We start from the raw sequence: 19,438 nt of genomic DNA, 5'->3' as shown, positions 1-19,438 counted from the left end.
CTTTAAGTACAACCAATAAAACCTAGAGATATGTATTTGTATATTGAAATGTGGAACGTTACCCGCAGATGGTTAAAACTCACTGTTGAAGAACGCCGTAAGGTATTCACAAATATGGAAGAGCGCATTAAAGAAATGAAATCCCGTGGCGTAGAGAATATGGGATGGGCGCGAAATGATGAACATACTCCCTACCGAAGTGATTACAGGTATATCACGGTTTGGAAAATGCCTTCTAAGGAGGAAGTGAAAATGTTGGAGGAAAATTTAGATCGTGTTGGCTGGTACAAATATTTTTCTCAAGCCAATTCACGCGGAGAAATTATTGCCAGAGACGAGGCCATAGATTTTCTTGTTAATATAAAAGAAACGTCTACCTCTTTTTTAGATGCGTAAATAACTTAGCACCTGTTTTGGAAGATTTAATTCTAAACATTCCAAAACAGGTGTTACTTATATTTCCATTTCAGGAATATCGCCTTCTACCAGCAACTTTCCTTCAGTAGCTTTTTTAATATCTTCTACACTTACTCCGGGAGCTCGTTCCAGGAGCTTAAAGCCATCTTTGGTAACTTCAATAACCGCAAGATTAGTCACAATTTTTGTAACACAAGCAACACCTGTTAAAGGCAGGCTACATTTTTTAAGCAATTTTGAAGCGCCGGCTTTATTGGTATGCATCATTGCCACGATAATATTTTCGGCACTGGCAACAAGGTCCATAGCACCTCCCATGCCTTTTACCATTTTCCCCGGAATTTTCCAGTTGGCAATATCGCCATTTTCGGCCACTTCCATAGCTCCCAAAATTGTTAGATCTACGTGCTGCCCTCTTATCATTCCAAAACTCATCGCAGAGTCGAAAAAACTTGCTCCGGGAAGGGCTGTTATAGTTTGTTTTCCGGCATTAATCAAATCGGCATCTTCTTCACCTTCTATAGGAAAAGGGCCCATTCCCAAAATTCCGTTTTCACTTTGAAACTCTACTTCTATATCATCGCGTACAAAATTGGCTACCAGGGTAGGAATTCCAATTCCTAAATTCACATAATACCCATCTTTTACCTCTTTGGCTATGCGTTTTGCTATTCCTTCTTTGTCTAACATCCTTTACTAGTTATTCGTTAATTAGTTATTTGTTAATGGTCTAATAATTAGAGTGCACAGATATGCTTCAAATTAGAATTAGTTTCTTAATGTAAGCCTAAAACTAATCACTTTTAACCCTTAACCCTTAACTCACTTTTCTCACCGTTCTCTTCTCTATTCGCTTTTCGTAATTTTTTCCTTCAAAAATACGTTGTACAAAAATGCCCGGAATATGAATTTGATTTGGATCTAATTCTCCCGGCTCTACCAATTCTTCTACCTCGGCAACCGTAATTTTTGCAGCACCACACATTAGAGGATTGAAGTTTCGTGCGGTTCCTTTAAAAATAAGGTTCCCGGCTTTATCACCTTTCCAGGCTTTTACAAAGGCAAAATTGGCTTTAAAAGCTCTTTCCAAAACATACATTTTCCCATCAAATTCGCGGGTTTCTTTAAACTGCGAAACCTCGGTACCGTAACCTGCGGGTGTATATATGGCGGGAAAGCCCTGTTGTGCAGCCTGGCAGCGTGCGGCCAATGTTCCCTGTGGAATAAGTTCTACTTCCAATTCTTCGCTAAGCATTTGGCGCTCAAACTCATCGTTTTCTCCCACATAGGAAGAAATCATTTTATCTATTTGTTTCTTTTGAAGTAAAAGTCCGAGGCCAAAGTCATCTACCCCGGCATTATTAGAAATACAGGTAAGATTTTTTACATTAAGACGTACTAATTCTGAAATGGCATTTTCAGGAATACCACTAAGGCCAAACCCTCCCAGCATAAACGTCATACCATCTTCTACTCCCTGCAAAGCATCTTTTACATTTGCTACAGTTTTTTTAATCATCGGTATTTAATTTTACCGAAAAATACGAAAATAAAAATGCTGTTACAATGCTTTTAAGCTTGCAGATTATATTTTTCTAATAAATAACGCTTAATTTTTGATAAATAATCAAAAACTCCTGGAGGAATACCACGAGTTATGTATCGAAAAATACTTCTTAAAATGTTAGATAAATCAAGTAAAATTAAAACCTCTAGAGGATTTAAAAATCAAGTTCATCTGGGATACTATCGGTTTCAGATTGGTTTTCCTCATTATATTCTTCACAATCTACCTGTATAGACAGATTATCGGGCTTTGGAAAATTACCTTTTGATACATCAAGTTCCTCATCGGCATAAAGATCTTTCATATACATCCCCCAAATTGGTAATGCCATAGTAGCACCCTGCCCATAGGTTAAACTAGGAAAATGAACTGCTCTATCTTCAGCACCCACCCAAACTCCGGTCACTAAATTAGGTACCATACCCATAAACCAGCCATCACTTTGGTTTTGCGTGGTCCCGGTTTTACCTGCTATAGGATTTTTAAAATCATATGGATACCCGGTTACTCCGCGTTTGTAATGAGCAAAATCTTTGGCATAGGTGCCACGTAAACGAACCCCTGAACCGTACTGTGTAACTCCTTCTAAAATATTCACCGTTACATAAGCCGCTTCTTTATTAAGCACATCGCGGGTTTCTGGAACATGTTGATAAAGTACCGTTCCGTTTTTATCTTCAATTCGGTTTACAATAACCGGTTTCACATATACCCCTTCATTTACAAAAGTGCTATATGCCGATACCATTTCAAAAAGACTCATGTCTTCGGTACCCAAAGCAATTGCCGGACCTTCAGAAAAGTTTTCAGTATCTACGCCTAATTTTTTAATCAAATCTATTACCGGTCCTGGTCCGGTCCTATCTATAAGCCGGGCGGTTACCGTATTTACAGATTGTGCAAGGGCATTCTTTAAACTAATCATTCCCTCGTATTTTCTATTAGCATTTGATGGAGACCAATCTTTTGCATTTCCATATTTACCGGCTTCGATAGTAAACCTGTTTTTAGGCATTATATCACAGGGAGAAAGCTTTAGCTGGTCTATTGCCGTGGCATACACAAAAGGCTTAAAGGTAGAGCCTACCTGACGCTTACCCTGTTTAACATGGTCGTATTTAAAATGTTTAAAGTTAGTACCTCCAACCCAGGCTTTTACTTCCCCTGTTTGCGGTGTCATAGACATTAAACCTGCCTGTAAAAAGCCTTTATAATAAAAAATAGAATCTTTAGGAGTCATAATGGTATCCTTTACCCCATCCCAGGAAAAGACACGCATTTTGGTTTCTTTATCAAAAGAAGCCAGGATGGTCTCCTCAGATTTACCCTGCTCTTTCATTTCGCGCCATCTCACAGAACGTCGCATAGCACTTTTCACAATATTATTAATTTGCTCCTGATTTAAATCTCTAAAAGGTGCGGTCCTGTTTTTCTCATTTTGCCTGTCAAATTCCTTCTGCAAATGTGAAATATGTCTTTCTACTGCAGTTTCGGCATACTGCTGCATCTTAGAATCTATACTGGTATAAATCTTTAAACCATCGCGATACAGGCTATATTCGGTATCATCGGGTTTTGGATTTTTTTCTATCCAGTCTTTCATAAAGCCTTGTAGGTATACACGAAAATAGGTTGCCATCCCTTCATCGTGGCCCTCAGGGGAAAAATCAAGGTTTAAGGGTAATTTTTGAAGTGAATCTTTTTCTTGCTCAGACAAATAACCGTTTTTATACATTTGAACAAAAACCTGATTACGACGCTGTTTTACCAGTTCGGGCCTACGTACAGGATTGTATAAAGCAGCATTCTTTAACATTGCTACCAATACCGCTGATTCTTCTATGTTAAGATTTTTAGCTTCTTTACCAAAGTAAATTTTTGAAGCCGAACGAATCCCAACAGCCTGATACACAAAATCGTATTTATTAAAATACATGGTAATAATTTCCTCTTTTGTGTACTGGCGTTCTAATCGGGTAGCGATTATCCATTCTTTTACTTTTTGTAAAATCCTGGCAAAAGGGTTATTTGAAACCTGTTCGGTAAATAATAATTTAGAAAGCTGTTGCGTAATGGTACTGGCACCTCCACGGGTACCCAGGTAGACTGCTGCTCTTATAGTGCCTTTAGCATCTATCCCAGCATGTTTATAAAAACGCTCGTCTTCTGTGGCAACAAGGGCTTCCACTAAATGATCTGGAAGGTCTTCATATTTTATAGGCGTACGGTTTTCGCTATAATACTTCCCCAGGGTTTCCCCATCTGAAGAGAAAATTTCGGTAGCGAGATTAGTTTCAGGGTTCTCCAGCTCTTCAAAATTGGGCATCTTGCCAAAAGCACCCCAACCTGCCATTAAAAAAATTAAAACTACAGCTAAAAATCCTATTCCAAAAAAAGTCCAAAATCCAATAATATAAGGCCTTTTACTGGTTTTGGTCTTTTGCTGTTTCTTTTTTGTTGCGGCCATGTATATAAAATATTATTGCAGGTCTTTTTCAATCCTGAAACCTACGTGGGTAATTCCTTCTAAATTTTCTATTCCCTCTACCTCGTCGTTTTTACGCATTGCCTGTTTAATGGCAATTTTATATTCTCCGGGTTCGGTAAAACTTACATTCTCTTTATACCAGAGTTTGCTTTCTTTTACATCACCAAAACCCGTACCAAGCCAGGTTCCATCTGGTGCTGCCATTTCATATTCTAAAGTATCGGTAACTACCTTTCCTTGCGGAAAACGCATTTCGGTAATCAAAAATAAATTGCTGTATTTATAATCTTTATTATTCCTAAGATTTATAAACAGGTTATAAGTTTGTAACGAGTCTAATTCTCCCAGGTTAAAAACAAGGCTAGAATCTTTTTCCCAACCTCCGGTTATAGGCTGATATTCGTCGTAAACCCGTTTTTTATCACAGGAAGTAAACAAGGCAAAAGCGCCAAAAAAAATTAAAAATATACAGGCATTACGCATTCTTAGAAGGTTTTCCTTTACGTTTTCTTCGTTTTTTTGACTTGTTTCTTTTTTGCTGGCCTTTGGGTTTATCAAAGCGTGTTAAACTATCCTGGCCAACAACATTATTAAAATCTGGTTTTTCTTCCATTTGAAGCTGTACTTCAAATTCCTCCAGGCTACCAACATCTTCTTTCTTTCGGTTTGCAGCAATTATTTTATTGGCCTGCTCTGCAGTTAATTTATGCCAGTTCATCCATTCGCCTTCATAAGCATACCAAAGTACCCCCTGAAAAATATCTATTTTCTGGCAAACTGCAGTTCCTTTTTTGGTAAATAGCTTCGTATCGGTTCTTGGAAATGTTTTTAAAGCTTCCAGGTAAGAGTCGAGCTCGTAGTTAAGGCAACACTTTAACTTACCACATTGTCCCGCTAATTTCTGCGGATTTAATGATAATTGCTGGTATCTTGCCGCCGAGGTACTTACCGATCTAAAATCTGTTAGCCAGGTAGAACAGCATAGCTCTCGCCCGCAGGAACCAATTCCACCCAAACGGGCTGCTTCCTGCCTTAAACCAATTTGGCGCATTTCAATACGTGTATTGAATTCCCTGGCAAATTCCTTGATTAACTGACGGAAATCTACACGATCATCGGCCGTATAATAAAAAGTAGCTTTTGAAGCATCTCCCTGAAATTCAACATCGCTAATCTTCATACTTAGATTAAGTCTAATGGCAATTTCCCGGGCACGTTTCTTAATGGGTTCTTCCCTTTCGCGTACTTCTTCCCAAACATCTATGTCTTTTTGAGTAGCTTTTCGGTAAATTTTTAAAACTTCTTCACTATCGGGTTTTACTTTTTTCTTCTTCATTTGCACCCTAACCAGTTCTCCGGTAAGGCTTACCATACCTACATCATGGCCGGGAGAAGCCTCGGTGGCAACTACATCTCCCATACTAAGGCTTAGGTTTTCGGTATTTTTAAAAAAGTGTTTTCTTCCGTTTTTAAAGCGCACTTCCACGCAATTAAAAGCTTCTACGCCATTGGGCATAGACATATTTGAAAGCCAATCGAATACAGAAAGTTTATTACAGGAATCTGTACCACAGGTACCATTATTTTTACATCCTTTTGGCTGACCGTCTTTGGTTGAGCAACTGCTACAAGCCATAAATAGTTTATATGTTGGAAGCCTTACAAAATTAATTTGCAGACTTTTGGGTTTATATTGAGTTTCTAAAAAAAGAACCCCGGGACAATCCCAAGAGTTATAAACCGAAAGTTTACACTTAAATAGAGGCAATCCTCTAAACATTTAAATTTCGATTATCGAGTAAATATACCAATATTAATTGGCACTCTCTTTTTAGAACGCTTTGTTAACTTTTATATTTTAAAACTTTAGAACGCCCTTTTTTGAATATTTTATTGCTATTTCCCTTACCTTTTCTAAGTGCTTTTTGCTCTTCGTAAGGCAAAGCTGCAATTTCCATACAGCTGGTAGAGCAACAATTATTCATTTTTTTGGCACATTCCTCACACTGAATAAACAGTAAATGGCAAGCTTCATTGGCACAATTTACGTGCGTATCGCAAGCCTTTCCGCATTGGTGACAATTTGCAATGACCTCTCCTGAAATTTGCTCGGCCCGGCGATGATCAAAAACAAAATTCTTACCAATAAATTTATTCTCCAGTTTTTGCTTTTCAACCTGGCGGGCATATTCAATAATACCACCTTCCAATTGATATACATTCTTAAAGCCCTTATGTTTATAATAGGCACTGGCTTTTTCACACCTAATACCCCCGGTACAATACATCACCAGGTTTTTATCCTCCTTATATTCCTTGAGATCATCTTCTATAATTGGCAAAGAATCCCTAAAAGTGTCTACATCTGGAGTGATGGCCCCCTGAAAATGACCAATTTCACTTTCGTAATGGTTTCGCATATCTACCAACACCGTATTAGGATCGCTAATAAGCTCGTTGAACTTTAAGGCATCTACGTGTACTCCTTTGTTGGTTACATCAAAGGTGCTATCGTTTAAACCGTCGGCCACAATCTTTTTACGCACCTTTACCTTTAGTTTTAAAAAGGCCTTAGCATCGTGTTCTATTGCGATATTAAGCCTCACGCCTTCAAGAAAATAAATATTGTCTATAAACTCCTTAAATTCTTCAAAACGTTTTGCCGGAACAGAAAGTTGAGCGTTAATCCCCTCGTGGGCAACATAAATTCGCCCCAGTACATCCATGTTGTCCCAGGCAATAAAAAGATGGTTTCTAAATAAATGCGGATTGCCAATCTTGGCGTAGGCATAAAAAGAGAGCGTTAAACGGTCTTCACCTGCTTCGTCTATAAGTGTTTCTCTCTCTTTAGCACTTAATTTATTGTACAGTTGCATGCTATACTAATTAGTTAAGGTTAAAGAAATTTTTTGCAAAGATACGTTTAAAAATTAAGGATGAAAAAATGCATTAAAATCAATTTCTGAAGTTTTCTTTGTTATTAATTCAATTTTTAAACTTTACACGCGGTTTTGCATCGTTAAATCTTCAAAAATATATTTTATTTTTAAAATTCCTGATATAGCCAAAAAAACCTAAACCAAAAAACACTATTTTTCATGTAAGTCCAGGAGGAAAAAGTAAATATTCAAAAGCCATGTATATAAAATTGTGATGCAACAAAACTTATAGTAATTTAGCAACTCTCTAAACAGATTATTCAAACTATGAGCAACGATAAAGAAAAAGAAGCAAAATTAAAAGCATTAAAGCTTACCCTGGATAAAATGGACAAAACCTACGGAAAGGGTACGGTAATGAAGATGAGCGACCAGGCCGTAGTAGATATAGATGCTATTTCTACCGGTTCTTTGGGCTTAGATTTAGCCATGGGCATTGGAGGATATCCACGCGGAAGGGTTATTGAAATATACGGGCCGGAATCTTCGGGTAAAACAACCTTAACTTTACACGCTATAGCTGAAGCTCAACAAAAAGGAGGCATTGCCGCCTTTATTGATGCTGAACATGCTTTTGATCGTTTTTATGCAGAAAAACTTGGAGTAGATATAGAAAACTTAATTATCTCTCAACCCGATAACGGAGAACAGGCCTTAGAAATTGCCGATAATTTAATTCGATCTGGTGCCATAGATATTATTGTGGTAGACTCGGTTGCAGCACTTACTCCAAAAAGCGAGATTGAAGGGGAAATGGGCGATTCTAAAATGGGCTTGCATGCCCGTTTAATGTCTCAGGCACTTAGAAAACTAACTTCCTCAATTAGCAAAACCAATTGTACAGTAATCTTTATTAACCAACTAAGGGAGAAAATTGGGGTTATGTTTGGCAATCCAGAAACCACCACTGGTGGTAATGCCCTAAAATTCTACGCTTCGGTACGTTTAGATATAAGACGTTCTACCCAAATAAAAGATAGTAGCAGCAATGTTTTGGGGAACAAAACCCGTGTAAAAGTGGTAAAAAACAAAGTTGCCCCACCTTTTAAAACGGCAGAGTTTGACATTATGTATGGCGAAGGAATTTCTAAAATTGGAGAGATTATAGACATTGGTGTAGATTACGAGATCGTAAAGAAAAGTGGCTCCTGGTTTAGTTATGAAGACACTAAATTAGGGCAGGGACGTGACGCGGTAAAAACCCTATTAAAAGACAATCCAGATTTAATGGAAGAACTGGAGGAAAAGATAAAAAACGCCATTAAAATTGCTAAAGAAGCATAGGTGTTTGTTAAAACAATAGCAAAGTCAAAAAAATCCCTTTTTACAGGGATTTTTTTTATTTCAAAACGCAACCTTTTAAGGTGCTAAGCATCTATAAGACAATAAAACAATTTAAAATCAAAATTATTAAAATGAAAAGATTAATTTTATTATTTGTGAGTGCATTGGTGTTGGTAAGTTGCAATACAGACGATGGTCCAAGTATTGCTTATGATGTTGCTCTAATCACTGATGCAGATTTACCCGAGTATTTTGAAAAGGATGAAACTTACGAGATTAATGCAGATTACACTTTAAATTCAGCCTGCCATAAATTTGTGACGTTTGATGGTAATCAGGGAAAAGATGAGGAAAACGACTCTATTTATGTATATAATATTAGCGCCATTTCTTCTTACGATCCTGCGCTTACAGAGTGTACTGAAGAAAGTGAGAATTTATCCAAAACCTCAAAACTTTTTGAAGACTTTAGAGTAAGATCAGAAGATTACACTACTTACCGTTTTAATTTCTTATCAGGTTTTGACAGTAACGACAAGCCAGAATACATAACAATAGATGTACCGGTAGGAGAACCAGAGCCGGAAACACCAGAAGAAAATACTAACGCATAACAAATAGTTAAGTTGGTGAGTTTAAAAAAACTCATAAATAAGTGTAAAAAAAAGGATATTAAGGCACAGGAAAAGCTTTACCGCATGTACGCCGGAAAACTTTTTGGCCTGTGCCTTAAATATTCTAACAGCTATGAACAGGCCGAAGACAGCCTGCAGGACGGCTTTATTACAATTTTCAACAAAATAGGGCAGTATAAAGACAAAGGTTCTTTCGAGGGCTGGATGAAACGCATTGTAATAAATACCAGCCTGCAGCAACACAGAAAAAATAGGTATTTCGAGATTATTAATGAAAACTTACTGGAAGACCCTGAAATAGAGGTCGATAATGAAGAAATTAGCACAGATTTTCTTTTAGAAAAAATTCAGGAACTTCCTACACGGTATCGGCAAATTTTTAACCTGTATGCTTTAGACGGGTTTTCACATAAAGAAATTGCAGACATGCTTGGCATTAGCGTTGGCAGCTCAAAATCTAACCTTGCCCGTGCCAGGAATATTTTAAAAGAAAAAATAGAAAGTCATCTAGACGGCAATAAGGTGCAATCGCTATGAAAGAAAGAAAAAATATAGACCGGCTATACCAGGAAAAGTTTAGGGATTATAACCCTGAGCCCAAACCTGAATTATGGAATTCTATTGCCGGAAAATTAAATGAAAAAGATGAGAAAAGACCATTTATAATTCCTTTATGGATGAAAATTGGTGGTGTTGCCGCAGTTTTAGCGCTTATGCTAAGTGGATACTTCTTTAGCCAAAATAATTTTACCCAAACCCGGGTAGTCTTTGAAATAGAAGAAGAAGCAAAGCCCAACATTAACTTTCCAAACATAAACACTAATACCAGTTTCACTATAGCTTCAGAACTTTTAAGTAGCCTGGAGAAACCATCTACTTCAACTAGAGTTAACCAAAACATTGTCCAAAGCAACACTGCAATTGCTGCTAATACTAAAAAAAGCCACAGCAGTGACAAAACCTATCCTTCTGAAGAAAATAGAGAACCTGCAATCAATCCTTCAGAAGAAAAAAACAATAAAACGGCCATAGCCGAAGAAAGTGAATCATCTTCAAAAGACCCAAAAAATAAGGTCAACCCATTCAACCCAGAAAAACAGGCTGACAAAGATATTACAGAAGCTATTGCTGAAAACAATAGCGGGGAAAATAGGAAGTTTTCCCCTGAAGAACCAAACGCGTTAGCTGAGTTGGAAAAAGAAAAAAGGCTTGAAGAAGACGAAGAGCGTATTGCAACCGTTTCAAAAAAGAAACTTCGTTTAAGCACTTTTGCAGCCCCGGTTTTTTACGATAATATTGGGAGTGGCAGCGCGATAGATCCAGAATTTGCAGGAAACAAAACCAATTCTGAAGTGAGTATGGCCTATGGAATGAACCTGGCCTACGCTATTTCAGATAAGATAAAGATAAGGAGCGGAATCTCAAAAGTTAGCATGAGCTACAATATTGAGGATATTGTATTCTCTCCCGGAGTTGCAGCAAGCTCAATAAGTATTATTAATGATAACAAAAAAAACAATCCTCAATTAAATAGTGTACATAGCGGATCGCCAAATTCACCAAATTCAGAAAGTCAATTTGATTTAGCTCCTTTAAGTCGATCTTTCCCAGGAGAACTCAACCAACAGTTTGGTTTTATTGAAGTGCCCCTGGAAATAGAATACAACTTACTGGATAAAAAGGTAGGACTTAATATAATTGCCGGCGGAAGTAGCTTATTTCTAGATGAAAATAGTATACAGGTAAATGCCAATAACCAAAACACAAGGCTTGGAGAAGCTAAGAATATTAACAAAGTGAGCTTTAGTACAAATATAGGTGTGGGGCTGGATTATAAACTTTTTGACAATTTTAAGTTGAATGTAGAGCCTATATTTAAATATCAGCTAGAAACTTTTGATGATGCACCGGGCGTGAAACCCTTTTATTTTGGTGTTTATTCGGGTGTTAGTTTTAGCTTTTAGACAGGGTAACTATTGCATTTAAGATTCTTCTAAAAATTTAAATGGAAGACTTTTAAAAGCTTATTCCTTCTTTTTAGTTTCTTTGGTAAGCTCGTCTAAAATAATTTGTCTCGTCTGTTCCTTCAATATCTTTCTATCGCCGGTTTGCATTGTTTTGGTGCTTATAAACTTATGGATTTTCACCCGTAGCTTACCCGGCCCTCCCGAAATGAACTTATAGGAAAACCTTTTTTTATTGTCATAAAAAGTAATGGGCACTATAGGAATCTTATGGGCTATAGCCAATCTAAAAGCACCATCTTTAAAGGAATCCAAAACCAAAGACATATCGTCTGGCACACCGCCTTCGGGAAAAATACAAATGCTCTCTCCCATATCTAATCTTCGGCGCGCTTCGGTTACTACATCTTGCTTACTTTTAGCACAACTTCTATCTACGGTGATATTGGTTTTTCGGTAGAAAAAACCAAAAATAGGAATTTTAGCAAGTTCCCTCTTTCCAACAAAAATGAAGGGCTGTTTAATAATCACGAGCATCATCATAATATCTATCATAGAAGTATGATTGGCCACTAACATGTAATTTTTACCGGGGTCAAGTTGCTGCATTCTTTCAACTTCAGGATAAAAACCCATTCCATATAAGATACATTTTGCCCAAATACGGGCACAAAAATAAAATTTTGGGTAAAATCGCTCAGCCGAAGAAAACACCAAAAGTACCGGTAACATTAGCAAAATTGGTATTACAAGTAATATATAAAACCAAATTCGCCATAAAATAATAAGTATAGATCGCATAATGCTCATAGCAGCCAAAAGTACTAAAATGAACCGAACGAATTCGGTAAAAAAAGTACCTTTGCACAAAAACCAAAAAGCAGATGTCCAGAATTCTTACAGGAGTACAAAGCACAGGAACTCCACACTTGGGAAATTTATTGGGTGCAATTTTACCGGCTATAGAAATGGCCAATAAACCCGATAACGATTCTTTTATATTTATTGCAGATATGCATTCGCTAACCCAAATAAAAGATGCCGAAACTTTAAGAAACAACACCTACTCTGTGGCGGCAACCTGGCTGGCTTGTGGTATAGATATTGAAAAAACAGTTTTTTATCGCCAAAGCGATATTCCGCAAACTGCAGAGCTTTCCTGGTATTTAAGTTGTTTTTTCCCCTACCAGCGTTTAACCCTGGCACATTCTTTTAAAGATAAGGCCGATAGGCTGGAAGATGTAAACGCGGGACTTTTCACCTACCCTATGCTAATGGCGGCCGATATATTACTTTATGATGCCGAAATTGTGCCCGTAGGAAAAGACCAGCTTCAACATTTAGAAATTACACGTGACGTGGCCTCTCGTTTTCACGCTAAAATGGGAGAAGCTTTTATAATTCCCGAGGCAAAAGTTCAGGAAAGCACAAAATATGTACCGGGTACCGATGGTGCCAAGATGAGCAAATCTAAAGATAATACCATAAACCTATTTGTAAGCGATAAAAAGCTAAGGAAACAAATTATGGCCATTGCTACCGATAGCACTGCTCTAGAGGAACCTAAAAACCCCGATACCTGTAATGTTTTTACACTTTATAAATTAGTAGCCAGCGAAGAACAGGTTACCGAAATGCGTAAAAAATATGAAGCCGGCGGATTTGGCTATGGCCACGCTAAACAAGCTTTATACGAACTACTTTTAGAGCAATTTGAAACTCCACGTAAAAAGTATGAATATTACATGAACAATCTGGAAGAAATAGACAAAGCCCTGGAAGTAGGTGCCGAAAAAGCCAGAAATGTAGCTAATGAAGTATTACATAGGGTAAGAAACAAAGTAGGCTACTAGATTAATTCAAATAATTTACCGGGTAATGGGCGTACAACGCCTTTTAATTCCATGTTAATTAGAATACCCGCAGCTTTATAAGAGGGAAAGTTACAGTTTAAAGCTATGCTATCTAACTGGGCTTTCCCTTCTTTTTGCAAAAAATCCAATATATTATTCTCCTCGGCATCAAGTTCTACAAACATCTGTTTTTGCACCGGTTTTATTGCTTCTTCCGGCTTCCAATTAAGCATATAAATCAAATCGGCTGCACTGTTCAACAAATGTGCTTTTTGAGATTTTATAAGGTTATTACAACCCTTGCTAAATTTATCGGCAGGCCGGCCCGGTACCGCAAATACTTCCCGGTTATAAGAGTTCGCAATATCTGCAGTAACCAGCGAACCGCCTTTTTCGGCACTTTCTATCACCACGGTAGCCTCACTTAGGCCGGCGATTATCCGGTTGCGCTTTAAAAAATTATTTCTGTCGAAATCGTCGCTGCTCCAAAAATCGGTAAAAAAGCCTCCATTTTCTTCTACCGAACTCACGTATTTTTGATGCACTTTGGGATAAATTTGATTTAAACCATGCGCCAAACACCCAATATTTTGAAGCCTATTGGCTACGGCCGCTTTATGCGCTGTAATATCTACCCCATAAGCAAAACCCGAAACAATTATAGGATTTAACGGACTTAGTTCTTCGATAAATTTTTCACAAAATGCAACACCACTTTGAGTGATTTTTCGGGTTCCTACTACACTAATAATCTTTTGATTATTAAGGTTTATATTTCCTCTTTGAAATAACAACACCGGGCCATCTATACAGTGTTTTAATTTGTCTGGATAATCGCTGTCTTTAAAATAAAGTGTTTTTATATTGTTCTTTTCAATGAATTTAAGCTCTTCTTCGGCTGCTTTTAGGTGAGTAACATCAAAAAACCCACTTAAACGGTAGGCACCAATACCATCAATTTCTAATAAATTTTGTTTTCTCTGTTTTAAAACATTTTTAGCAGTTCCAAAATGCCCAATTAGTTTCTTGGCAGTTGTATCTCCCAGATTTGGAATATGTTGCAAAGCAAGGATATATAATAATTCTTCTGAAGACATAATTGGGTTTTCCTTAAAATTACAGAAAAAAAGGTTTGTTAATAAAATTTCTTTGGGTAACTTTAGGAGGATTAAAATAACACCTTATTTTTGCGGCAATGAAGATAGCTAACTACATCCAGGATTTATTATATAGGTACGAATGCGTAATTCTACCCGGGTTTGGGGCTTTTTTATCCCAAAAAGAATCAGCTTTTATAAACAAAGAAACCCAGGTTTTTTATCCGCCTAAAAAAGTGGTTTCCTTTAATTCGCAGTTAAAAAAGAACGATGGGCTTTTGGCTAATTATATTGCCTCAGCTCAAAAAGTATCTTACACTACTGCCGTGAATATGATTGCTGAATTTGTTGAGAAGTTAGAAAAATCCATTCAGCAAGACACTAAGGTTGAGCTTGAAAATATTGGTCGGTTTTTTTATGCTGAAGACAAACTTCAGTTTGAACCTTTTGAACAGGTTAATTACTTAACCGATTCTTTTGGACTGGATAGCTTTAAAACTTCAACAGTTAGTCGGGAGACTTACAAAAAACAAGTGGAAGAGCTTGAAGAAAAAGCTCCTATACTTTTTACTCCCGAAAAACGCAGAAATACTCCTGCTTATCTAAAATATGCTGCCATAGGCCTTATTGCCCTGGGAATTTCTGGTTTTACCGGCTTAAACATTTACAGTAGCCAGGTTTCTAAACATAATATAGCCGAGCAGCAACAAGCCCAGGAACAACTTCAGGAGCAAATACAACAAGCCACCTTTGTAATTGACACCCCATTACCGGCCGTTACTTTTAACGTAGCTAAGCAAACCGGAAGCTATCATATTGTAGCCGGGGCATTTCGTGTAGAGGAAAATGCAAAAACCAAAGTAGCTGAACTTAGAAAAGAAGGCTTTAAAGCACATCTACTTGGCGAAAATAAATATGGTTTGCACCAGGTGGTTTATGCCAGCCACGAAAAAAGGCGTGATGCCATTAATATGCTTCGCGAGGTAAAAGCTTTTAATGAAGCAGCGTGGTTATTGGTACAGGAACTTTAATAGTTATTTAAGTTGTAAATTGCCCAAAGCACCTTATTTTTGCCAAAAATTGGTAGAATGCAGGCAAAACATCCAGAAGAATCCAGAACTACTTTAACCGATTTGGTTTTACCCAGTGAAACCAATCCTCTAAACAATTTATTTGGTGGCGAATTACTTGCCCGAATGGATCGTGCGGCCAGTATTGCTGCCAGGAGACATAGCCGCCGTATTGTGGTTACCGCCTCGGTAAACCACGTTGCGTTTAACAAAGCTGTTCCATTAGGCAGTGTGGTTACTGTAGAGGCTGCTGTTTCAAGGGCTTTTAAGTCTTCTATGGAAATTTTTATAGATGTTTGGGTTGAAGATCGTGAAAGCGGAAAACGTTCTAAGGCAAACGAGGCTATCTATACATTTGTAGCTGTAGACGAGACCGGTTCTCCTGTAGCTGTTCCTCCTTTAGAACCAGAAACAGACCTCGAAAAAAAGCGCTACGAAGCTGCTTTGCGAAGAAAACAACTTAGCCTGGTACTTGCAGGAAAAATGAAGCCTAACGAAGCTACAGAACTCAAGGCTTTATTTGAGAATTAATAATATAATAAGTCTATTTATTTCCCAAGCTTTCACATTAAAAGCTAAATAGCACTATTATAATAATTTAGTCAATACGTCTAGCCTTGCAGGAAATCAACTGAATCTGTTTAGGGTAGCTAAATTACATCTCCAGGATCCAATCTGCCGGATCCATTTTTTGCATATTCTTATAGATGAGAAAATGCAAAGTAGTTTTACCCGAGGTACGACTGGTAGCAATAGCACCAAGTTCCTGTCCGGTATTCACTACATCTCCCTTTTTTACAAATACGTTTTCCAGGTTATCGTAAATAGTAATATAATCTCCGTGCCTTACCATCACCGCTTTATTGGCACCTTTTAGCACCTGCACTTCACTAACGGTACCATTAAATACAGCACGGGCTTTTCCACCGGAATCGGTATCTATATTCACTCCGTTATTATTAATACTAATAGACTTCACAACAGGGTGTGGTTGCCTGCCAAAACGAGAAGTAACCACACCAGATCTTACCGGCCATGGCAAACGACCTTTATTTTTAACAAAGTCGGCAGCAAGCGCTTTGGCAGCCGGTGTTAATTCGTAAACATCCCTTTCGCTAGAACCGCTTTCTTCATTAGATTTCGCAATAGACTCGCGAATCATTTTCTCGATTTGGGCGTTTATTTTATTTATTTCTTGTTGTTTCTGCCTAATCTGTGCTGCAAACTCTCCTTCTCTACTTCTAATGCTCTGCATCAAATCCTGCTGGGCTTTTTTATTCTTTTCAAGTTGCGCCCTTGTTTGCCTATTTTCAGCAATAAGTGCCTCCTTGGCCTCTTTTTGATTGGCTAAACTGGCATTAAGCTCCTGCAGTTCTTCGGTTCTGGCTTTAATTTCATCTCCTTGCTGTTTACGGTAGTTTGTATATTGTTTCATATACTGCAAGCGTTTGTATGCCTGTAAAAAGTTTTCTGAAGACAACAAGAACATTATTCTGCTTTGCGAAGATTTACTTTTATAAGATTTCTCTATCATCCCGGCATAATCTTCCTTAAGCTCCTCCAATTCCTTTCTTAGACGCGAAATCTTGTTGGTATTGGCGTTTATTTGATTAGTTAACAGGTTGGCCTGCTGGTTGGTTACTTTTATTAAGTTTTCGGTACTTCTTATTTGTTGATCTAAATCTTCAACCTGACTTAAAACCGAGCGTTCTTTTTGCTTATTACTGCTTCTTAGTTCGTTTATTCTACGAATCTCATTTCTAAGTTCAATACGCTTTTTCTCCAGGCTTTCCCTGGTTGTTTGAGCCGACAAATTCCCCGCGGAAAGCAGTAAGCCTATAAAACAGAATATTAATCCAGAAAACTTCTTAAACTTCATTATAAACTAATTTCTTCATAACCCGACGGAATATCGAACGGAAAACTCAACTCACCGCGATCAAATTCCAATGAGCGGTACGTAAGTTCTATTCTTGTACTATTTCCAGCCTCGTTGGCAATGATACTTATTTCTTCCGGAAAAACCCTACCGTCTATGTTCTGATAATCAGAATAGGTTACCGTTACACTTTTATTTTCGTTTGTTTGTGCCAGTTGCTGGGCAGAAGCTTTAAAATTACCCGGATTCAATAAGAACATTTTTTTTATTAATCCGTCTTGAGCAGGCATAAACTGAAAGCCTTTTGCGGTTTGTGAAAATTCAAATTCTTCTTTCCTAAGATCATAAATTGCCTGGCCTGTAAGCAGATTTTGAAGTTTCTGAAAATCTAATGGGGTACCCAGTAAATCACTTAGCAAGCGAAAATCACCATCAAAATAGGTTTGCCCCACCTTTTCGTAATAACTTACCCGAGATGGAGTGATATAAGCCTTGGCTACCGGAAATCCAAGTACCGAAGCACTCATCCAAATAGCCTTATCTTTCTCCATTCTAAAGCTTAGGTTGACCGATTGGGTACGATCTTCGTTTTGATAAACAGTTTTTAACCTTCCGGTAAGTGTATTAAAGTTGGTTTCAGCATTATAATGACTTTCTATAATTGTTGCTGCTTCCGCATTTTTTGTGGCAATTCCCTTTACTCCTTTTCGGCTTCCGCAGGAAACTACAAAAAGGCTAAGTAAAACCAGTCCCAATATCTTTCTATACATCTATTCTATTTCTTTTAATAAGGTTTCTATTTTCTTTGAAAATTCAACCGATTTCTTTTCTTCTCCCAATTTTTGATGGGCTATTTTTAACTGTGTGTAAAAGTCTATTTCCATCCTGGGGCTATCTATTAAATAATCCAGTCCAAATGTAAGTATTTCTACAGCTTCCTTATATGCCTCCAGTTTGTTTAGTGCTATACCCTGCAATAAAAATAAAACTGGCTGCGCCGGAAATACTTCTAACATTTCTTTACTCAAAAGTTGAGCCTCTTTATATTTTCCCAACTCTAATTGTAGAAAAATTGTATTTCTTACCAACTGAAAATCTTCTTTATTTGCTGCAAGGCCGGCTTTAAAGAAATTTAATGCATCTTCTAGTTCTCCACGTTTCATATAATATTGCCCCAATTGGCCGTAGAGTTTGGGTGCATTTTCACGCTCACTAAGCATTTTGCTTACCTGCATTAAATCTTCTTCATAATCGGGATTATTATCTACAAAAATTAAAAAATCATTAAGTACCTTAAATTTAGATTCGGCATCAATTTCTTCACTTTCAAAAACAATTTTCATTGAAGTTACTGCCTCTTCAGGCTCTTCCCTATTTAGATGAAATTTATAAAGGGCCAAATGCACCAAAGTAGAGCCCGGATTAGTCTCCTGCAACTGTAAAGCGGTGTTATAAGCTTTTTCATCATCACCAATATCACTATAGATATAAATAAGGTTCAGGTAATTTTGTTCGTTTTTAGGATTATTGGAAATTGCCTTCTCCAGGTTCTCTATTTGAGCTCCGGTATCGCCGGTTCGTGCATAAATTTGCCTGCGTAGTTGGTTTCGATAAGTGCTGGGGCCTTCCCGCCGGTCTAATTCATCTATGGTTTCAAGAGCTTGCTCGTATTGCTTATTTAATAAATAAATATTGGCAAGTTTTTCTTTATAATCTTCGTTAAAATTAAGAAGCTTCAGTAAGCTTTCTATTGCGGCATCATAGCGTTGTGCCCTGGTATATGTTTTGTAAAGTTGGTTGAGTACATCTTCCCTTTCGGGCACCAACTGATGTGCTTTTTCAAGATTAAGAATAGCCTTATCAAAATCCTCCAATTCATTATAATTCCTGGCCATTTCAAAATATACAACCGCATTATCAGGTTCCAACTTTTGGCATTTTTCTAAAGCAAGTAAAGCTTTTTCATAGTTCTCTATGCCTTTTTGTTTTAAAGCCTCGAAGAATTGCTCCTGAAATGCATCGGTTACATTTCCGAGGTCATCCTGATTTATGTCTTTTTCCTGGGCAAAATTTTCCTGAAATGGAGCTAAGACTCCCAAAAATATAGCGATACTAAAGACATACTTTTTCATAGATTAAATTTCAGGAAAATTGAAGTAAAGAGGTTGTTTGAAAAATCAGGTTTCGTCAAGCTGAACTGGTTTCAGCTTCTAACATGTTTTGACGAACAATAAATTAGATCCTG

General features: G+C 37.4%; 19 protein-coding genes. 8 read left to right on the top strand and 11 right to left on the bottom strand.

Annotation, left to right across the window (positions count from 1 at the left end; all coding sequences use genetic code 11):
• The first annotated feature begins 30 nt into the window (after nt 1–30).
• Nucleotides 31–396 (top strand): DUF6616 family protein, encoded by a 366-nt coding sequence (locus I6U49_RS05580; RefSeq protein WP_198627906.1) that lies wholly within the window; start codon nt 31–33, stop codon nt 394–396.
• 57 nt (nt 397–453) lie between these two features.
• Here I6U49_RS05580 and I6U49_RS05575 read toward each other — a convergent pair whose 3' ends face one another.
• From I6U49_RS05575 to trhO, 6 genes are all read right to left on the bottom strand, one after another.
• Nucleotides 454–1,107 carry a CoA transferase subunit B gene (locus I6U49_RS05575; protein ID WP_193712096.1) on the bottom strand — a complete coding sequence of 218 codons (654 nt, stop codon included), beginning with the start codon at nt 1,105–1,107 and terminating at the stop codon, nt 454–456.
• Between the two features lie 127 nt (nt 1,108–1,234).
• Entirely contained in the window at nt 1,235–1,936 is a 702-nt protein-coding gene (locus I6U49_RS05570; RefSeq protein WP_198627905.1) for a CoA transferase subunit A, read from the bottom strand.
• 202 nt (nt 1,937–2,138) lie between these two features.
• The gene (locus tag I6U49_RS05565) at nt 2,139–4,451 is read right to left on the bottom strand and encodes a penicillin-binding protein 1A (protein ID WP_198627904.1); all 2,313 of its coding nucleotides are present in this window, start codon (nt 4,449–4,451) and stop codon (nt 2,139–2,141) included.
• Nucleotides 4,452–4,463: 12 nt separating this feature from the next.
• Nucleotides 4,464–4,955, bottom strand: coding sequence for a gliding motility lipoprotein GldH (locus tag I6U49_RS05560; protein WP_193712099.1), 492 nt, complete (start codon nt 4,953–4,955; stop codon nt 4,464–4,466).
• On the bottom strand, nt 4,948–6,108 hold the full coding sequence (locus I6U49_RS05555; RefSeq protein ID WP_193712100.1) for a PSP1 domain-containing protein: 1,161 nt from the start codon (nt 6,106–6,108) through the stop codon (nt 4,948–4,950). Before I6U49_RS05555 ends, I6U49_RS05560 begins: the two co-directional genes overlap by 8 nt.
• A 208-nt stretch (nt 6,109–6,316) precedes the next feature.
• The gene (gene trhO / locus I6U49_RS05550) at nt 6,317–7,348 is read right to left on the bottom strand and encodes an oxygen-dependent tRNA uridine(34) hydroxylase TrhO (protein WP_198627903.1); all 1,032 of its coding nucleotides are present in this window, start codon (nt 7,346–7,348) and stop codon (nt 6,317–6,319) included.
• Between the two features lie 330 nt (nt 7,349–7,678).
• Between trhO and recA the strand changes: the two genes are divergently transcribed.
• The 4 genes from recA (at nt 7,679) to I6U49_RS05530 (ending at nt 11,294) form a co-directional block, all read left to right on the top strand.
• Nucleotides 7,679–8,695, top strand: a complete 1,017-nt coding sequence (gene recA / locus I6U49_RS05545) for a recombinase RecA (protein WP_193712102.1) — start codon at nt 7,679–7,681, stop codon at nt 8,693–8,695.
• Between the two features lie 131 nt (nt 8,696–8,826).
• Entirely contained in the window at nt 8,827–9,309 is a 483-nt protein-coding gene (locus I6U49_RS05540) for a hypothetical protein (RefSeq protein WP_198627902.1), read from the top strand.
• A gap of 15 nt (nt 9,310–9,324) precedes the next feature.
• Nucleotides 9,325–9,867 (top strand): RNA polymerase sigma factor, encoded by a 543-nt coding sequence (locus I6U49_RS05535; protein ID WP_193712104.1) that lies wholly within the window; start codon nt 9,325–9,327, stop codon nt 9,865–9,867.
• On the top strand, nt 9,864–11,294 hold the full coding sequence (locus tag I6U49_RS05530) for a hypothetical protein (protein WP_198627901.1): 1,431 nt from the start codon (nt 9,864–9,866) through the stop codon (nt 11,292–11,294). The genes I6U49_RS05535 and I6U49_RS05530 overlap by 4 nt, the downstream gene beginning before the upstream one ends.
• A gap of 60 nt (nt 11,295–11,354) precedes the next feature.
• Here the strand turns inward: I6U49_RS05530 and I6U49_RS05525 are convergent, their stop codons facing one another.
• Entirely contained in the window at nt 11,355–12,026 is a 672-nt protein-coding gene (locus tag I6U49_RS05525) for a lysophospholipid acyltransferase family protein (protein WP_317191847.1), read from the bottom strand.
• 152 nt (nt 12,027–12,178) lie between these two features.
• Between I6U49_RS05525 and trpS the strand changes: the two genes are divergently transcribed.
• Nucleotides 12,179–13,147, top strand: coding sequence for a tryptophan--tRNA ligase (gene trpS / locus I6U49_RS05520; RefSeq protein ID WP_198627899.1), 969 nt, complete (start codon nt 12,179–12,181; stop codon nt 13,145–13,147).
• Here the strand turns inward: trpS and dprA are convergent.
• Nucleotides 13,144–14,244, bottom strand: a complete 1,101-nt coding sequence (dprA, locus tag I6U49_RS05515) for a DNA-processing protein DprA (RefSeq protein WP_198627898.1) — start codon at nt 14,242–14,244, stop codon at nt 13,144–13,146. The two genes, trpS and dprA, sit on opposite strands and share 4 nt — an antisense overlap.
• 98 nt (nt 14,245–14,342) lie before the next feature.
• Here dprA and I6U49_RS05510 point away from each other — a divergent pair, with 98 nt between their 5' ends.
• Both I6U49_RS05510 and I6U49_RS05505 read left to right on the top strand, forming a co-directional pair.
• Nucleotides 14,343–15,275 carry an HU domain-containing protein gene (locus I6U49_RS05510; RefSeq protein ID WP_193712109.1) on the top strand — a complete coding sequence of 311 codons (933 nt, stop codon included), beginning with the start codon at nt 14,343–14,345 and terminating at the stop codon, nt 15,273–15,275.
• Nucleotides 15,276–15,332: 57 nt separating this feature from the next.
• Nucleotides 15,333–15,845: an acyl-CoA thioesterase gene (locus I6U49_RS05505; RefSeq protein WP_198627897.1), complete on the top strand. Its 513-nt coding sequence runs from the start codon at nt 15,333–15,335 to the stop codon at nt 15,843–15,845.
• 124 nt (nt 15,846–15,969) lie between these two features.
• On the opposite strand, the gene I6U49_RS05500 is transcribed toward I6U49_RS05505, so the two are convergent.
• From I6U49_RS05500 to I6U49_RS05490, 3 genes are read right to left on the bottom strand one after another with little or no spacing between them, the layout of a single operon-like run.
• Entirely contained in the window at nt 15,970–17,193 is a 1,224-nt protein-coding gene (locus I6U49_RS05500) for a murein hydrolase activator EnvC family protein (RefSeq protein ID WP_193712111.1), read from the bottom strand.
• On the bottom strand, nt 17,193–17,963 hold the full coding sequence (locus tag I6U49_RS05495) for a DUF4292 domain-containing protein (protein WP_198627896.1): 771 nt from the start codon (nt 17,961–17,963) through the stop codon (nt 17,193–17,195). The genes I6U49_RS05500 and I6U49_RS05495 overlap by 1 nt, the downstream gene beginning before the upstream one ends.
• Nucleotides 17,964–19,325: a tetratricopeptide repeat protein gene (locus I6U49_RS05490; RefSeq protein WP_198627895.1), complete on the bottom strand. Its 1,362-nt coding sequence runs from the start codon at nt 19,323–19,325 to the stop codon at nt 17,964–17,966.
• Nucleotides 19,326–19,438 lie beyond the last annotated feature (113 nt).

It is taken from the genome of Salegentibacter maritimus, from assembly GCF_016236915.1.
Lineage (GTDB): Bacteria > Bacteroidota > Bacteroidia > Flavobacteriales > Flavobacteriaceae > Salegentibacter > Salegentibacter maritimus.
This window is presented reverse-complemented; position numbering and strand designations above follow the sequence as displayed.

What these genes read in the sequence shown, in the direction of transcription:
- trpS (WP_198627899.1), top strand. Translation starts at nt 12,179, where the DNA reads ATGTCCAGAATTCTTACAGGAGTACAAAGCACAGGAACTCCACACTTG.
- I6U49_RS05495 (WP_198627896.1), bottom strand. Translation starts at nt 17,963, where the DNA reads ATGTATAGAAAGATATTGGGACTGGTTTTACTTAGCCTTTTTGTAGTT.
- I6U49_RS05565 (WP_198627904.1), bottom strand. Translation starts at nt 4,451, where the DNA reads ATGGCCGCAACAAAAAAGAAACAGCAAAAGACCAAAACCAGTAAAAGG.
- I6U49_RS05540 (WP_198627902.1), top strand. Translation starts at nt 8,827, where the DNA reads ATGAAAAGATTAATTTTATTATTTGTGAGTGCATTGGTGTTGGTAAGT.
- trhO (WP_198627903.1), bottom strand. Translation starts at nt 7,348, where the DNA reads ATGCAACTGTACAATAAATTAAGTGCTAAAGAGAGAGAAACACTTATA.
- I6U49_RS05570 (WP_198627905.1), bottom strand. Translation starts at nt 1,936, where the DNA reads ATGATTAAAAAAACTGTAGCAAATGTAAAAGATGCTTTGCAGGGAGTA.
- I6U49_RS05560 (WP_193712099.1), bottom strand. Translation starts at nt 4,955, where the DNA reads ATGCGTAATGCCTGTATATTTTTAATTTTTTTTGGCGCTTTTGCCTTG.
- I6U49_RS05530 (WP_198627901.1), top strand. Translation starts at nt 9,864, where the DNA reads ATGAAAGAAAGAAAAAATATAGACCGGCTATACCAGGAAAAGTTTAGG.
- dprA (WP_198627898.1), bottom strand. Translation starts at nt 14,244, where the DNA reads ATGTCTTCAGAAGAATTATTATATATCCTTGCTTTGCAACATATTCCA.
- I6U49_RS05580 (WP_198627906.1), top strand. Translation starts at nt 31, where the DNA reads ATGTATTTGTATATTGAAATGTGGAACGTTACCCGCAGATGGTTAAAA.
- I6U49_RS05555 (WP_193712100.1), bottom strand. Translation starts at nt 6,108, where the DNA reads ATGGCTTGTAGCAGTTGCTCAACCAAAGACGGTCAGCCAAAAGGATGT.
- I6U49_RS05490 (WP_198627895.1), bottom strand. Translation starts at nt 19,325, where the DNA reads ATGAAAAAGTATGTCTTTAGTATCGCTATATTTTTGGGAGTCTTAGCT.
- I6U49_RS05505 (WP_198627897.1), top strand. Translation starts at nt 15,333, where the DNA reads ATGCAGGCAAAACATCCAGAAGAATCCAGAACTACTTTAACCGATTTG.
- I6U49_RS05525 (WP_317191847.1), bottom strand. Translation starts at nt 12,026, where the DNA reads ATGTTACCGGTACTTTTGGTGTTTTCTTCGGCTGAGCGATTTTACCCA.
- I6U49_RS05510 (WP_193712109.1), top strand. Translation starts at nt 14,343, where the DNA reads ATGAAGATAGCTAACTACATCCAGGATTTATTATATAGGTACGAATGC.
- recA (WP_193712102.1), top strand. Translation starts at nt 7,679, where the DNA reads ATGAGCAACGATAAAGAAAAAGAAGCAAAATTAAAAGCATTAAAGCTT.
- I6U49_RS05575 (WP_193712096.1), bottom strand. Translation starts at nt 1,107, where the DNA reads ATGTTAGACAAAGAAGGAATAGCAAAACGCATAGCCAAAGAGGTAAAA.
- I6U49_RS05500 (WP_193712111.1), bottom strand. Translation starts at nt 17,193, where the DNA reads ATGAAGTTTAAGAAGTTTTCTGGATTAATATTCTGTTTTATAGGCTTA.